The 14,069-nt window shown below is 60.8% G+C and carries 11 protein-coding genes; all 11 read right to left on the minus strand.

Annotated features, from left to right (window positions below; all coding sequences use genetic code 11):
• Window positions 1-37: 37 nt before the first annotated feature.
• A complete protein-coding gene (locus BMZ32_RS05170) occupies window positions 38-1,168 on the minus strand; it encodes a glycosyltransferase (RefSeq protein WP_090240276.1) in 1,131 nt (376 codons plus the stop codon).
• Window positions 1,155-2,909 (minus strand): carbamoyltransferase family protein, encoded by a 1,755-nt coding sequence (locus BMZ32_RS05175; protein WP_090240277.1) that lies wholly within the window; start codon window positions 2,907-2,909, stop codon window positions 1,155-1,157. Before BMZ32_RS05175 ends, BMZ32_RS05170 begins: the two co-directional genes overlap by 14 nt.
• A 15-nt stretch (window positions 2,910-2,924) precedes the next feature.
• A complete protein-coding gene (locus BMZ32_RS05180) occupies window positions 2,925-4,385 on the minus strand; it encodes a lipopolysaccharide kinase InaA family protein (protein ID WP_090240279.1) in 1,461 nt (486 codons plus the stop codon).
• On the minus strand, window positions 4,385-5,128 hold the full coding sequence (locus tag BMZ32_RS05185) for a lipopolysaccharide kinase InaA family protein (protein WP_090240280.1): 744 nt from the start codon (window positions 5,126-5,128) through the stop codon (window positions 4,385-4,387). The genes BMZ32_RS05180 and BMZ32_RS05185 overlap by 1 nt, the downstream gene beginning before the upstream one ends.
• Window positions 5,125-5,859, minus strand: coding sequence for a lipopolysaccharide kinase InaA family protein (locus BMZ32_RS05190; protein ID WP_090240282.1), 735 nt, complete (start codon window positions 5,857-5,859; stop codon window positions 5,125-5,127). Before BMZ32_RS05190 ends, BMZ32_RS05185 begins: the two co-directional genes overlap by 4 nt.
• The gene (rfaP, locus tag BMZ32_RS05195; protein WP_090240283.1) at window positions 5,859-6,665 is read right to left on the minus strand and encodes a lipopolysaccharide core heptose(I) kinase RfaP; all 807 of its coding nucleotides are present in this window, start codon (window positions 6,663-6,665) and stop codon (window positions 5,859-5,861) included. Before rfaP ends, BMZ32_RS05190 begins: the two co-directional genes overlap by 1 nt.
• On the minus strand, window positions 6,662-7,783 hold the full coding sequence (locus BMZ32_RS05200) for a glycosyltransferase family 4 protein (RefSeq protein WP_090240285.1): 1,122 nt from the start codon (window positions 7,781-7,783) through the stop codon (window positions 6,662-6,664). Before BMZ32_RS05200 ends, rfaP begins: the two co-directional genes overlap by 4 nt.
• Complete coding sequence (gene waaC, locus BMZ32_RS05205; protein WP_090240286.1) at window positions 7,783-8,784, minus strand: lipopolysaccharide heptosyltransferase I; 1,002 nt, start codon at window positions 8,782-8,784, stop codon at window positions 7,783-7,785. The genes BMZ32_RS05200 and waaC overlap by 1 nt, the downstream gene beginning before the upstream one ends.
• A 1-nt stretch (window position 8,785) precedes the next feature.
• Window positions 8,786-9,820: a lipopolysaccharide heptosyltransferase II gene (waaF, locus tag BMZ32_RS05210; protein WP_090240288.1), complete on the minus strand. Its 1,035-nt coding sequence runs from the start codon at window positions 9,818-9,820 to the stop codon at window positions 8,786-8,788.
• A gap of 123 nt (window positions 9,821-9,943) precedes the next feature.
• Window positions 9,944-10,867, minus strand: coding sequence for a branched-chain-amino-acid transaminase (gene ilvE, locus BMZ32_RS05215; RefSeq protein WP_090240289.1), 924 nt, complete (start codon window positions 10,865-10,867; stop codon window positions 9,944-9,946).
• Window positions 10,868-10,937: 70 nt separating this feature from the next.
• A complete protein-coding gene (gene glnE / locus BMZ32_RS05220) occupies window positions 10,938-13,883 on the minus strand; it encodes a bifunctional [glutamate--ammonia ligase]-adenylyl-L-tyrosine phosphorylase/[glutamate--ammonia-ligase] adenylyltransferase (RefSeq protein WP_090240291.1) in 2,946 nt (981 codons plus the stop codon).
• Window positions 13,884-14,069 lie beyond the last annotated feature (186 nt).

The following is a 14,069-nucleotide window of genomic DNA, read 5'->3' on the forward strand; positions in this document are numbered from 1 at the left end:
GCCAAGCCCTTAAGCTCGACGGTTTTGTGTGTTGCCGTTAGCCGCCGAGCAGACCGAGGCGCCAGAAGGCCTCACGCACGGCATGATCGGAGAAGCCAGCTTCGAGCCGCTGCAACATGAGCAAGGCACACAGCTCGCGCTGTTCAGCATCCAGTCCGGCCATGTGGCGCATGGCGGCAGCCAGCGCGGATATATCGCCCAACGGAAACAGTACGCCGACGCCCTCAACCACCTCACGCCCACCACCGCAGTCGCTGCCGATCAGCGGTACACCCGCCGCCATGGCCTCCAGCAGCACCATGCCGAAGGGCTCGTGATCGGAAGTCAGGGCAAAGGTATCGAACGCCTTGAAGTAACGCCGGCCTTCAGCGACCTGGCCGAGAAAGCGCACCGAGTCAGCCACCGCCAGCTCGTTAGCGAGAGTTTTCAACGCAGCTTCCTGTCGGCCGCTGCCCATGATGACCAACAGGCTGCCTTTCGGCAGCTGCGGCAACGCCTGGACAAATCCACGAATGAGGGTGGCCTGGTCCTTGTCTGGATGCAGGCGACCAACATTGCCGACAACCCAGGCATCCTGTGGCAAGCCAAGGTGCTCGCGAGCGTCGATGCGGGAAACCTGCCCGGCCTGCACAGCGGAGATATCGATGCGGTTGTACAGGGTCTGGATACGCTCAGGCGACCAGCCCGGTAAGCAGGCACGCATGTCATCACGCACCGCATCCGACACCCCAAGCAGCGCCAAACGCTGTTTGAAGGCATTGGCGAACAGCCGACGCGACAGCCGCTGATAATCGCCAAACGCATGGTGCACGCCGATCACTGGCAGGCTGCTGCCCAACAAGGCGATATAAATCGGCTTGAAGCGATGGGCAATACACAGCTTGAAGTCGTGCGCAGCGACGATGCGCTTGATATCGCGAATCGCCTTGAGCTTGAGGCCACGTACTTCGCGACTGGAGTAGTCGAGAAAAATCACCTCGTCAGAAGCCGAGCCCTGCTCGACCTCGGCGCTCGGCTTGCCGGTCAGGTAGACCGTGCAGACCTTATAACGGGTGTCGGCAAACAGCGCGGCATACTGCCGCGCGCAATCGAGGAAGGGGCCGTCGTAGCCGTGGCAGAACTGCAAAATCCACGGCTGAGCAGCGCCAGGGGCCTCAGACGTTGTCATACCAATCCTTGCCATCCTTGACCACGAGGATATCTTCCATGATCAGGTACTGCAGGTCGGAGCCGTAGAACATGTTCAGCGCATCGGTTGGCGAGCAGATCATCGGTTCGCCGCGGCGGTTGAGCGAGGTATTCAGCGACACGCCGTTACCGGTGAGTTTTTCCAGCTCGAGCATCATGTCGTAGTAGCGCGGGTTGTATTCGCGCTTGAGTACTTGGGCGCGCGAGGTGCCGTCTTCGTGCACCACTTCACCCACACGGGTTTTCCATTCGTCGTTCACTTCGAAAGTGAACGTCATAAATGGGCTCGGGTGATCAACCTTGAGCATCTGTGGGCCAACGGTGTCGAGCATCGACGGGCAGAAGGGCCTCCAGCGCTCGCGGAACTTGATCTGCTCGTTGATCCGATCTGCCACGCCCGGCACGCTCGGGCAACCGATGATCGAGCGACCACCGAGGGCGCGCGGGCCGAACTCCATGCGGCCTTGGAACCAGGCCACCGGGTTGGCGTCGATCATGATTTTGGCGATGCGCTGCGGCATGTTGTCGATCTGTTTGAACACCGGCTTGCTCGGATGACGGGCGCAGGCGGCGATCACATCTTCGTTGCTGTAGGACGGGCCGAGGTAGACGTGTTCCATCTTCTCCACCGGCACACCACGCTGGTGCGAGATGTACGCTGCCGCACCGACGGCGGTGCCAGCGTCACCGGAAGCGGGCTGAACGAACAGCTCCTTGACGTCATCGCGGGCGATGATCTTCTGGTTGAGCTTGACGTTCAGCGCACAACCGCCGGCGAAAGCGATCTTGCCGGTTTCGCGGATGATGTCACCGAGGTAGTGCTCCATCATCTGCAGCGCCAGCTTCTCGAACAGCGCCTGCATGCTGGCGGCGTAGTGGATGTAGGGATCGTCGGCAATATCGCCTTCGCGCTTAGGCCCTAGCCACTCGATCAGCTTCTTGGAGAAGTAGAAACCCTTGCCGTTTTCTTTGTAGCGGCGCAGGCCGATGACGTTGGCGTACTCGGTGTTGATCACCAACTCGCCATTTTCGAATTTGGCCAAGCGCGAGAAATCGTACTTGCTGGCGTCGCCGTAAGGGGCCATGCCCATCACCTTGAACTCGCCGTCGAGCATCTCAAAGCCAAGGAACTCGGTAATCGCACCGTACAGGCCGCCCAGCGAATCCGGATCGAAGAACTCTTTGATCTTGTGAATCTTGCCGTTCTCGCCGTAGCCGAAGAAGGTGGTGGCGTATTCGCCCTTGCCGTCGATGCCAAGAATGGCGGTCTTCTCGGTAAAGCCCGAGCAGTGATACGCGCTGGCGGCGTGGGCCAGGTGGTGTTCAACAGGTTCAATTTTGATCTTCTTCAGGTCAAAGCCGAGCTGCTGCAGGCACCATTGGATGTTTTTGTAGTAACGCTTGTAGCGGCGATTACCCATGAGGACGGCGTCGAGCGCGCGGTCCGGCGCGTACCAGTAGCGCTTGGCGTACTGCCAGCGGGCCTTCTCGAAAATGCTGATCGGGGCAAACGGAATGGCCACCACGTCAACATCGGACGGTTTGATCCCGGCCTGTTCCAGGCAGAACTTGGCCGACTCGTAGGGCATGCGATTCTTCGCGTGCTTGTCGCGCACGAAGCGTTCTTCTTCGACGGCGGCGATCAGCTTGCCGTCGATATACAGGGCGGCGGAAGGGTCATGGCTGAGGGCGCCAGACAGGCCGAGAATGGTCAGTGCCACTGGTTTTGCCTCTTCTTAGTCTGCTGAGCCGACGACGGGCGTCAGCGGTATACGTTGGTTGAGCAGCTTGAACAGCCTTGTATCGGCAGGCCAGTTACGCAGGAAACGGGCACGATCGCGGGCATAAGCCCTTGCGAAACTGCGTGCACTGCGGTGCTGCTGCATGGCGTCGAGGTCGATCAACGACCAACGACCCAGCTGTTCATCCCAAAACAAATTGTGCCCTTTGAAGTCACCGTGGCTGATGCGCTCGCGCAGCAAGGCGGCGAACAAACGATCCAGCGCCAACAGCTCGGTTTCCGGGGGTGATCCGTCGTGGTAATTGCTAAAGCGCGCGATTATATCCTGCCCGCCGCAGTATTCGGTAATCAGGTAGGCCCGCCCACGTAGCCAGCACCAGCGTTGCTCGAGCACGGCCAATGGCTGCGGGGTAGCAATGCCCAACAATTGCAGGCGGTTACCCTCGACCCAACTGTGCCAGGCGCGGCTGGGTCGCCAAAAACGCTTTAGCCAGTGGGCGACGTTCTTCACGTTGTAGCGCTTGACCACCAAGGGCCGCCCATCTAACTCGACTCGCGCCACCGTGGCCGCACCACCGGTCTTGTAGATGTGGCCTTGCTCGGTGAGCAGATCTAGGTCCGCCAGCAACGGCTGCAAACCGGCCTCATCCTCACGACGCACCACACGCATGCCGAAGGCTCCCACTTTAGCGGCGAACAGGCTGCAATCACGGGCCACTTTGCGCAGATAATCGCGCACCCGCCACTTACGGACCTTGGCCACCTCGTTGAGCAGCGCCTCCAGCGGCAAGGCATGCTCGCCGTTAGCCAGCAGGTAATGCACCAACAGCTCTTCAATAAAAGGCGTCAGCTCGGCAGGCAACTGGGCGAAGAATACGCCGAGGTTTTCCAGCACTTTGTTGCGCGACAACGGCTGCCCTGCCACCTCAACATGAATACCGCCACCATCGATAACAAAAAGCTGACCGTTGTGCCGTAAAAGATTGTCCAGGTGCAGGTCGGCCTGCCAGAGCCCCTTGGCGTGCATTTGCGCAATGCACGCCAAGGCTTCAGCCAATACAGCGTGTTGATCGCTACTGAGCAACACCTGGTTTTCCACTGCGCGCCAGGCATCCCACAAGCTCTCGGCCCCGTCCAAATACTCAAACAACAGCCAACCGCCCTCGCCTTCACGCAAGCCATCGGCCAGTAACTGCGGCGTAGGCAACCCCTGTTCAGCCAGCAGGCGCGCACCATCAAGCTCACGCAGAAAATGCCGCGCGACCTTGTCACCGACCAACAACTTGGCCAGCACCGGGCGACCGCGCCACTCGGCCAGACCCACATAGCGCTGCCCAGGCAGGACACGCAGCAGCCGCTGCAGGGTCAGCGCAGCTGTACCGGCCGAGTCGGCCAGTTCAAGGGTCAGCGGCAATGCCGGTGCACGCCCAGCCTGACCGAGACTCGCCAGGCTCATCAACGCGCCTCCTTGTTGCGCCGACGCGCGCCGACGCGATTGCTCCAGGCGTCAAGTTCAGCGTGTCCATCGAGATAGGCCGCTAGCAACACACGCACCTCGCCTTCACTCCAGACGCTGGCGCGGCGCAACAGGGGCTCCAGATCCTTGACTCGATCACGCCGACCGAACAGCAGTGGCCGGGTCTTCTCCAGATCGATCAACTGCGCATCAAAACAGCCAGAAGTCTCGCGCAGGAAAATATGCTTGGGGTAAAAGCAGCCGTGCATTTGCCCGGCGTCGTGCAGTTGCCGCGCCAACGTACCGCACGCCTGCAAAATAGCGCTGCGCTGCGATTCGCTGCGTGCCCGCCACTGCGCCAGCAAGCTATCCAAGTCGCTCCAACCATCCAACGCGCGCGTCAGCAAAATTGCCCGCTGCTCGCTCGCGACTCGCCGCTGGGCAAAAAACGCCGCCTGCAACGCCGGAATAGCCAGGCGCTGATAGCGCTGAATATTGCGAAACTCACGGGCAAAGGTTGGCTCACCGAACGGATGCAGCACGCTGCGGGTCAGGTGGTTGCTCTGACGCTTGAGGTAAAAAGCCGTCTCACCAAGGTCCAGACGATAGACACTGCTCCAGCCACCGCGCTCGGTATTGGGCTCATCAACAGCTTCAAGCTTTAGCGCCCACAGCGCATCAAAACTGGCCAGGCCATGCTGCTCAAGCAGGTCGCGATCCTGCGACGCGATAAAGTCCATCATTCACGGCCCTCAAAGAAGCCCACAACCCGACGAACGCGATGCTTGTCGGCGGCGCTCAAACGACTGCGACCTCGGTATTGCAAATAAAAGCGCAAACGCTGAGTACGCGACAATTTGTACTTAGCTACCTTATCCAGGCAGGCCAGGTCCTTGATGATGCGATAACGCAACAAAGGCCCCCACCAGAACGTGCCTGTCGGGCAATCGATTAGAAATAACTCGACCCGGTCATTGACCAGCAAGTTGCGCCATTTAAGGTCGTTATGGGTGAAACGGTGCTCATGCAAAATTCGCGTGGCGCGTGCCAACTGACGACTGACGGTATCGACCCAGCCAGGCTCCTGCAGACGCGGGTCATCGTTATTGGCCAACAAGCCCAGGTCTTCGGTATTGCTGATCTCGCGGGTAATCAACGCCCCCCGGGCAAAGCGCCCGAACTGACGCTCCAGGCCGAACGCCACAATCGGCGCCGTGGCCACACCCCACTTGGCGAAGTACTTGAGGTTCTGCCACTCGGCCTTGACCCGCGGGCGGCCGATATACCGACGCAACCCTTTGCCACCGCCCCAGTAGCGCTTGACGTAATAGCGCACGCCCGCACGCTCGATGCGAATCACCTCAGACAGTGGGTCTTTAGTCAGGCGCTCGCCCTGCAAGGCAAACACCGACTCCAAGCTACCAAAGTCTTCAGCCAGTGCTTGGTACTGCGTATCCAGCGTCCAGCCCGCCATCAGAGCGCATCCCCGTAACGCTGCTTGCGCGCATACAGCGCGTCCGCCTTGCGCTCCAGCCAGACCAGCAGCGAGCGCTCGTTGCTGAGCGTCTGGCGCAACGGCTGTTGAAAATAATCACGTAGGAAGCGCAGCTTATCACGGCGGGTCAGGCCGATATCCAGCACCGAAAAATACAGCGCTGCCAGGTCTTTGTTGCGCCAGCGCAACGGCAGCTTGCGGCGCACTTGGGCGCGGTGCAGGTCGATCACCGACAGGCGGAAATCATCCGCCGTCACCGGTTTATCGGTGTGCAGCAGAAAGTGGCAGATGTAGCAGTCGCGGTGGTTGACCCCGGCACGGTGCATGCTGCCGACCATGTTCGCCACCTCCTTGATCAGCGCCCATTTCAGGCGCGGCTCAGGCGGCTGCTCAGCCCAATTCAGGCTCAGCTGCTCAAGGTCGATGGTCGGCGCCAGCTCTTCGGTGACGATAAACGAGTGCTGCGCCGCCGGGTTGCTGCCGCGCTCGCCGTAGGCCACGGCGGTCATGGTTGCCACGCCGGCCTCATGTAAGCGCTCGATAGCCTGCCACTCCTGGCGTGCACCCAGTACCGGCAGTTTGGCGGTCAGCAGATTTTTAACGATCTCGCCCCAGCCGATGCCGCGATGAATTTTCACGAAATAACCACGCCCGGCCACTTCGGCGCGCAGTGTGCGGCGGCCTTCCAGCTCGCGATAGACCTGCCCCTGCAGGGCTTCGACGGCAGCAAATGCATCGCGATCGGCCCACAGGCTTTTAAAGGGTTCAGCCAATAGCAACTTCATGAGCGCGTCGCCAGAATGATGTCGGCCGCATGTTGCGGCATGGAATACAGGTCGGCGCGGCCGGCGAAAGCCAGACCATTGCATGACCAGAGGGCACGACGCGAGTCATCGGCCAGCATGTCGGCGAGCAGCTGATTAAGCCGCTCTTGCTCGAACGGCCCGTTCAGCACTCGCCCAGCATCCGCCTGGGTAATGTAATGGGCATAGCCGCAGACGTCGGTGACTAGCACGGGCAAGCCGGAAACCAAGGCCTCCAGCAGCACGGTGCCGGTGTTCTCGTTGTACGCCGGGTGAATCAGCAGATCAGCGCCGAGCAGAAAGCGCGGAATATCGCTGCGCCCCTTGAGGATTTGCACCTGATCGGACACCCCCAGCGCCTTGGCCTGCAACTGGAAGGCACGGGGGTCATCCTGGCCGATGGCAATCAGCCGGGTGCGCTTTTTCAGCTCACGCGGCAAGGCGGCCAGCGCCTTAAGGCTGCGATCCAGCCCTTTGGTCTTAAAGCCGGAGCCGATCTGCACCAGCAGCAGATCGTCATCCGCCAGGTTGAATTCGGCCCGGAACTCGGCACGAATCTCGGCGGCATTGGCCGGCGCACGGCGGTCCTGGGCGATACCTGGCGGCAGCAGGTGAAAGCGCTGCAGCGGGGTGTGGTAATGCCTGATGAAGAGCGGCTGCTGTACTTCGGAGATCATCAGAATCTCAGTCTTCGACTCAGGGGCAAACACCGCCCGCTCGTAATCGGCGAAGTGCTTGTAGCGCCCCCAGTACTTGTACAGCGGGTTACGCAGGGTCTGCGCCTTATCTTCATAACAGCCATCGGCAGCGTAATAGACATCCAGACCGGGCATTTTGTTGAAGCCGATCACCCGATCCACCGGACGCTTGGCCAGGTCGGCCTCGACCCACGCCGTGAGTTTTTCATTACGTTTGTGGTTGAACAGCGCCTTGACCGGCACCACTACAACCTCGAAGCCCGCCGGCACCTCACCTTCCCAGATCGGCGTATACACGCGAATCGCATGGCCGCGCGCCTGGCACTCTAGGGCAATGCGCATAAAGTCGCGCTGCAAGCCGCCGAACGGGAAGTACTTGTAAAGGATAAATGCGAGCTGCATCAGACAACGCCCTCGGCCAGCAACAGGTCCAGTAAATGCGTAGCAACACGCTCAGCATCCAGGCCCTCGAAACAGGGTTTATGTCGATCGCCCGTACCGGCGTTCGGCCCTGTGGCGCACAGGTGCACTTGGCCACGGCCATAGGCCCCAACTCGCCCAGGCAGTGTTGGGCCATACAGCGAGATACTCGGCACATCCAACGCGGCGGCCAAGTGCCCCAGGCCGGTGTCCACCGCCACACAGGCACTGGCGCCGGCAATCACCTTGGCCACGCCCGCCAGATTCAATTTGGGCAACACGGCAGCGTTTTCAATACCGACAGCAATTCGCTCGGCGCGGGCTTTCTCGCTGGCGTTACCCCAAGGCAGACGGATCGCCCACCCCTGGGCACTCATCTGCTCAGCTAGCTGGCGCCAATCGGCTTCCGGCCAGTGTTTGCTTGGCCAGGTGGTGCCGTGTAAAAACAGCAGGTAAGGCTGCGGCGCAGCATCGGCTAGCTGCGCGCGGTTGAGGCCGTAGTCGCTGACACCTGCCGGCAGCGCATAACCTAACGCTTGAGCAAACAGCTGACGGGTACGCTCAAGCGCATGCTGCTCACGCGGTACGGCATAGCGGCGGTCATAGAAACGGCTGGCCAGCGGCTCGCGCGCGGAATCGCGGTCTAAGCCAGCCACGGGCGCTGTAACGTAGCGGGTCAGCCAGGCACTTTTCAGCAGGCCCTGAGCATCAATCACCAGGTCGTAGTGGGCTTCACCGAGACGCTGCTTAAAGCGCTGCCACTCACCATTCTTGAGCGTCTGCCAGAGGTGCTTGCGCCAGCGACGAATCGCCACCGGGATCACTTGCGCGACGGCCGGGTGCCAAGCCGGAATCTCGGCAAAGCCTTCTTCCACCACCCAGTCAAACTGAATGCCGGGAATGGCGCGCGCGGCATCGGTGAGCGCCGGCAGGGTGTGCACCACATCGCCCAGCGAGGAGGTTTTGATCAACAGTACCCGCAAACTATTCAACCTCAACCGGATCACTGACCAGACGATCCAACGCCTCGATCACCGGGCGCGGCTTGAGCTGGCCCAGGCAGTTGTAATGGCCGAAACGGCAGGTGCGGTCGAAGCAGGGGCTGCATTCCAAGCCCAGACGCACGATTTCCACATGCTCAGCCAGCGGCGGGGTAAAGCCCGGCGAGGTTGAGCCGTAGACCGCTACCAGCGGGCGATTCAACGCCGCGGCTACGTGCATCAGACCGGAGTCGTTGGAGACCACGGCGCCCGCACACGACATCAGGTCGATCGCCTCGGCCAGGCTGGTGTCGCCGGCCAGGTTGCTGGCTTCTTCACGCAGTCCAGGAATCAGCCGACCGCGAATATCCTCACCGACCGCATGATCATTCTTCGAGCCAAACAACCAGACCTGCCATCCTGCACGGATCTTCAGTTCGGCGACTTTGGCGTAGTGCTCACTCGGCCAGCGCTTGGCTTCACCGAACTCGGCACCGGGACACAGCGCCAGCACCGGCCGATCCAGGCTTAAACCGAACTTGGCCAGGGCGGCATCGCGGCTCTGCGCATTGATCTGTAGCGTCGGGCGCGGATACGGCTGCGGCAGTTCAGCACCTGGCTCAAACGCCAGCGCCATAAAGCGCTCGATCATCAGCGGGTAGCGCTCTTTGTCCAGCGTGCGAATGTCGTTGAGCAGGCCGTAACGCAGCTCGCCTTTCCAGCCGGTACGTGTGGGAATACCGGCGAAGAACGGCACCAACGCGGACTTGAGCGAATTGGGCAGCAGAATCGCCTGGTCGTACTGGCCCGCCAGGGACTTGCCGATCTTGCGCCGCGTCGCCAACTCCAGCACGCCATGGCCAAGCGGAAAGCTCAAAGCCTGACGCACTTCGGGCATGCGCTCAAGAATCGGCCGACTCCACTCGGGTGCCAGCACATCGATTTCACAGCCAGGGTGGCGCTGCCGCAGGCACTGAAACAGCGTCTGCGCCATCACCATGTCGCCCACCCAGCTGGGGCCTACGATCAGTATTTTCATGCCACTTCCAGAAACGACCAAGGAGGCTTTCGCCTCCCGGACAGACTCATGCTCGGCTAGCCGCCAAGCCTTCATCGCCGGATGGGTCGCACAGCGCTTAACCCCTCCAGCGAAGTATGTCGCTTACTTGACCAGAGTGCGCCACTCAGCGTGAGCATCGGTTTTACCCGTCACCAGGTCGAAATAAGCGGTTTGCAGTTTTTCGGTGATCGGCCCACGGCGGCCTTCACCGATTTGCCGGCCATCAACGTCACGAATCGGCGTGACCTCGGCAGCAGTACCGGTAAAGAAGGCTTCGTCAGCGATGTACACCTCATCACGGGTGATGCGCTTTTCGATTACCTGAATGCCGTGCTCGGCGGCCAGGGTCAGAATGGTATTACGGGTAATGCCATTCAGGCAGGAGGTCACTTCCGGGGTATAAATCACACCGTTTTTGACCAGGAAAATGTTCTCGCCAGAGCCTTCGGCTACGTAACCTTCCGGATCAAGCAGCATGGCCTCATCGGCACCGCCGGAGATGGCTTCCTGAAGCGCCAACATCGAGTTGATGTAGTTGCCGTTAGCCTTGGCGCGGGTCATCGAAATATTGACGTGATGACGGGTGTAGGAGCTGGTGCGCACCTTGATACCGACTTGCAGGGCTTCATCACCCATGTAGGCACCCCAGCTCCAGGCCGCGACGATCATGCGGGTTTTCAAACCACTGGCGCGCAGGCCCATGGCTTCAGATCCGTAGAACACCATCGGACGGATATAGGCGCTTTCGAGGTTGTTCTCACGCACGGCGGCGCGAGCGGCTTCGTTGACCTCGTCTTTGCTGTAAGGAATCTTCATGCCCATGATGTGGGCCGAATCGAACAGACGGTCGGTGTGCGCTTGCAGGCGGAAGATCGCCGTGCCTTGCGGGGTGTTGTAGGCGCGCACGCCCTCGAACACGCCCATGCCGTAGTGCAGGGTATGGGTCAGCACATGAGTGGTCGCGTCACGCCACGGTACCAGCTCGCCGTCATACCAGATCACGCCATCACGATCGGCCATCGACATAGTTGCCTGCTCCTCAAACTCGATTGGTACAACGTTGGCCGGCCACCCAGCGTGCCCGACATCCTTATATTTAGCTCAAGCCCAGCGTTCGCCAGATGCGCACCACCGTACGCCGCTCCTCGGCGAACTGCTCACCGCTGACTACCCCAGGCTGCTTTTGCAGGGCCTGACGATGAGCGGCCGAACGGTAGGCCCTGTAGATATCCTGCAGTAAGCGGGCGTCTTCGCCCGGTAGCAGGCCGACCCGCTCCAGCCCTTCCAGAATGCGAATATTGTCAGTGAACTCAAGCAATTCCGGGTACTGGCAAGACCACGCCAGGGCCGCGTATTGCACCATAAATTCAATATCGACGATACCTCCGGCGTCCTGCTTGAGGTCGAACCGGGCCGTGGCCTCGAAGGCATTCGCCGCGGTGCCGGCCGCTGTCGCCTTACTGCCGAGGTTGTCGCGCATCTTCGCGCGCATCTCGCTGACCTCACTGCGCAGCGCTGCCAGGTCACGTTTGCGCCCCAGCACACCGGCGCGTATCGCCTCAAACGCCTTGCCCACTCGCGCGCAGCCCACCAGCACCCGCGCGCGCAACAATGCCTGATGCTCCCAGGTCCAGGCCTCGCCCTGCTGATAGCGCTCAAACGCACCCAGCGAGCTGACCAACAGCCCCGCCGCACCTGACGGGCGCAGGCGCATGTCAACCTCATAGAGCTGGCCGGAGTTGGTCTGAGTGGTCAGCAGGTGAATGATGCGCTGACCCAGTCGATTGAAGAACTGCGCACCGTCGATGGCCTTCTCACCATCGGTTTCCGCGTGCGGGTCGCCATCATGGATAAACACCAGATCTAGGTCTGAGCCATGCCCAAGCTCGATACCACCGACCTTGCCGTAGCCAACGATGACAAAGTCCGGATCGCAGAGGCTGCCATCAACACGCTGCGGCGCGCCGTACTTGCTCACGGTATGCCGCCACGCCAGGGCCATCACCTGTTCGAGAATCGCCTCGGCCAGCCAGGTCAGGTAATCACTGACCTTCATCAGCGGTAAGGTGCCGGTAATTTCTGATGCAGCGACGCGCAAGCGGTGCGCCAACTTAAAGTGGCGCAGCACCTCCATCTGCTGCTCAAGGTCCTCTTCGGGAATACGCATCAACCGCTCGCGCAGCTCAGCGGCAAGCTCAGGCGCCAGGGGTGGACTAAACAGACGCCCCTCATTAAGCAGCTCATCCAGCAGCAGCGGGAAGCGGCTGATCTGCTCAGCGATCCACGGGCTGGCCGCGCACAGGGTCAGCAGCCGCTGCAACGCACTGGGGTTTTCCGTGAGCAGCACCAGGTAGGCCGAACGCCGCGCGACGGCTTCGATCAGTGGCAAGACGCGCTCCAGCACCAAATCCGGATCGGCATGCTCCACCGCTTGCGCGAGCAGGCGCGGAACAAAAGCATCCAAACGTTCGCGACCAAGGCGCTGCATAGCGCGCACCTGATTGCCGTTACGCAGGCCAACCAACCGTCGCCAAGCAGATTGTGGCTCGGCAAAGCCGGCCTCAGCCAATTGCCGGCAAGCCGCCTCTTCATCCTGCATATCATTCCAGAGCGGCAACCACTCACCGCCCACAGCTTCTTCAGCCGGCGCGCCACCCTCCTCATCGGGGTCAGCGATCACCTGGCGGAAGTGCCAATCAACCCGCCCACGCCAGTGCATAAGGCACTCGTGAAACGCCGGCCAACTGTCAAAGCCCATGATAAAGGCCACCCGCATGCGATCTTCGTCGTTGTCCGGAAGCATTTGCGTCTGCCGGTCATCGATGGCCTGCAACGCATGCTCGGCATAACGCAAAAAGGCATAGCCATCGCGCAGTTCATCGGTCACCGCGGCCGGTAGATAGCCTTGATCGCGCAGGGTATTGAGCACCGCAAACAGTGAGCGCTGCTGCAGGCTGAGATCACGTCCGCCGTGAATCAGCTGGAAGGCCTGAGCAATAAACTCCACCTCACGGATACCGCCGGAGCCCAGCTTGATGTTCTCGGCCATGCCTTTACGGCGGACTTCCTGCTGAATCAGCTGCTTCATCGCACGCAGGGCTTCAATCGCCGAGAAGTCCAGATAGCGCCGGTAAACGAAGGGCCGCAGCATCCCCAACAGCTGCGCACCGGCAGCTTGATCGCCGCCGACCACCCGCGCCTTGATCATCGCGTAGCGTTCCCAGTCGCGACCTTGGTCCTGGTAGTACTGTTCCAAGGCATTAAAACTGAACACCAGCGAGCCAGAGGAGCCGTAGGGTCGCAAGCGCATGTCAGTGCGAAATACAAAGCCGTCGACGGTGATCACATCCAGCGCTTTGATCAGCTTCTGGCCGAGGCGAATAAAGAACTCTTGATTATCCAGCGGCCGCTTCACCCCTTCTGTCTCACCGCCTTCGGGGAAGCCGAAGATCAGGTCAATATCTGACGACAGATTGAGCTCATGCGCCCCCAGCTTGCCCATACCGAGGACCACCATGTGCTGCGGCTCGCCAGAGCGCCGCCCCATCGGCGTACCAAACTGTGCACAGTGCTGCGGGTAGAGCCAGTGATAGGCCAGGTCGATACAGGCATCTGCCAGGTCAGAAAGGTCATGACAGGTTTCGATCAGGTCAGCTTGGCGACTGATATCGCGCCAGATGATGCGCACCTGCTGCCGATTACGAAAACGCCGCAAGCGTCGCCCCAACTCATCCTCATCGGCACACTCCGCCAATGCGTGCGCCAGCTGACTGCGCAGCTCGCCAGCGCCGAGCCTGCGCTCCAGCTCACCGCTGGCCGCCAGGTCAAACAGCATCTGCGGGTCACGCTCACCCTGCTGTACGACGAAATCACTGGCGGCAGCCACACGCTGCAAGGCCGCGTGACGCTCGCTCGGCCAACTCGCGTAAGCCGTCGCAGCCACAGGGGAGAGCCCAGCGAATGCAGCCTGCAGAGACTGCTCGGCACGTGTCGCAAGCGGAACTAAGGCAGCAGGTAAAGAGGCCAGCGCGGGCAGGCTCATGGTCTATCCTTTTTAGCGATCTGCCAGTGCACCGAGCAACGATAGGGACACCCAATTAGGGCTCAGGCGAGGCACTAGCAGAAAATAATTGTAGTTTTACTACCAAAGATTGTATCCAAAAGGCTGAAATCGGCGCAGGAATGTAGTAAAACTACACGCAGCCGGTCCTACCCCCGGTCAATCCAA

The organism is Pseudomonas guineae, from assembly GCF_900113745.1.
Taxonomy (GTDB): domain Bacteria; phylum Pseudomonadota; class Gammaproteobacteria; order Pseudomonadales; family Pseudomonadaceae; genus Aquipseudomonas; species Aquipseudomonas guineae.

What these genes read in the sequence shown, in the direction of transcription:
- BMZ32_RS05170 (WP_090240276.1), bottom strand. Translation starts at nt 1,168, where the DNA reads ATGACAACGTCTGAGGCCCCTGGCGCTGCTCAGCCGTGGATTTTGCAG.
- BMZ32_RS05180 (WP_090240279.1), bottom strand. Translation starts at nt 4,385, where the DNA reads ATGAGCCTGGCGAGTCTCGGTCAGGCTGGGCGTGCACCGGCATTGCCG.
- BMZ32_RS05185 (WP_090240280.1), bottom strand. Translation starts at nt 5,128, where the DNA reads ATGATGGACTTTATCGCGTCGCAGGATCGCGACCTGCTTGAGCAGCAT.
- BMZ32_RS05190 (WP_090240282.1), bottom strand. Translation starts at nt 5,859, where the DNA reads ATGGCGGGCTGGACGCTGGATACGCAGTACCAAGCACTGGCTGAAGAC.
- rfaP (WP_090240283.1), bottom strand. Translation starts at nt 6,665, where the DNA reads ATGAAGTTGCTATTGGCTGAACCCTTTAAAAGCCTGTGGGCCGATCGC.
- BMZ32_RS05200 (WP_090240285.1), bottom strand. Translation starts at nt 7,783, where the DNA reads ATGCAGCTCGCATTTATCCTTTACAAGTACTTCCCGTTCGGCGGCTTG.
- waaF (WP_090240288.1), bottom strand. Translation starts at nt 9,820, where the DNA reads ATGAAAATACTGATCGTAGGCCCCAGCTGGGTGGGCGACATGGTGATG.
- ilvE (WP_090240289.1), bottom strand. Translation starts at nt 10,867, where the DNA reads ATGTCGATGGCCGATCGTGATGGCGTGATCTGGTATGACGGCGAGCTG.
- glnE (WP_090240291.1), bottom strand. Translation starts at nt 13,883, where the DNA reads ATGAGCCTGCCCGCGCTGGCCTCTTTACCTGCTGCCTTAGTTCCGCTT.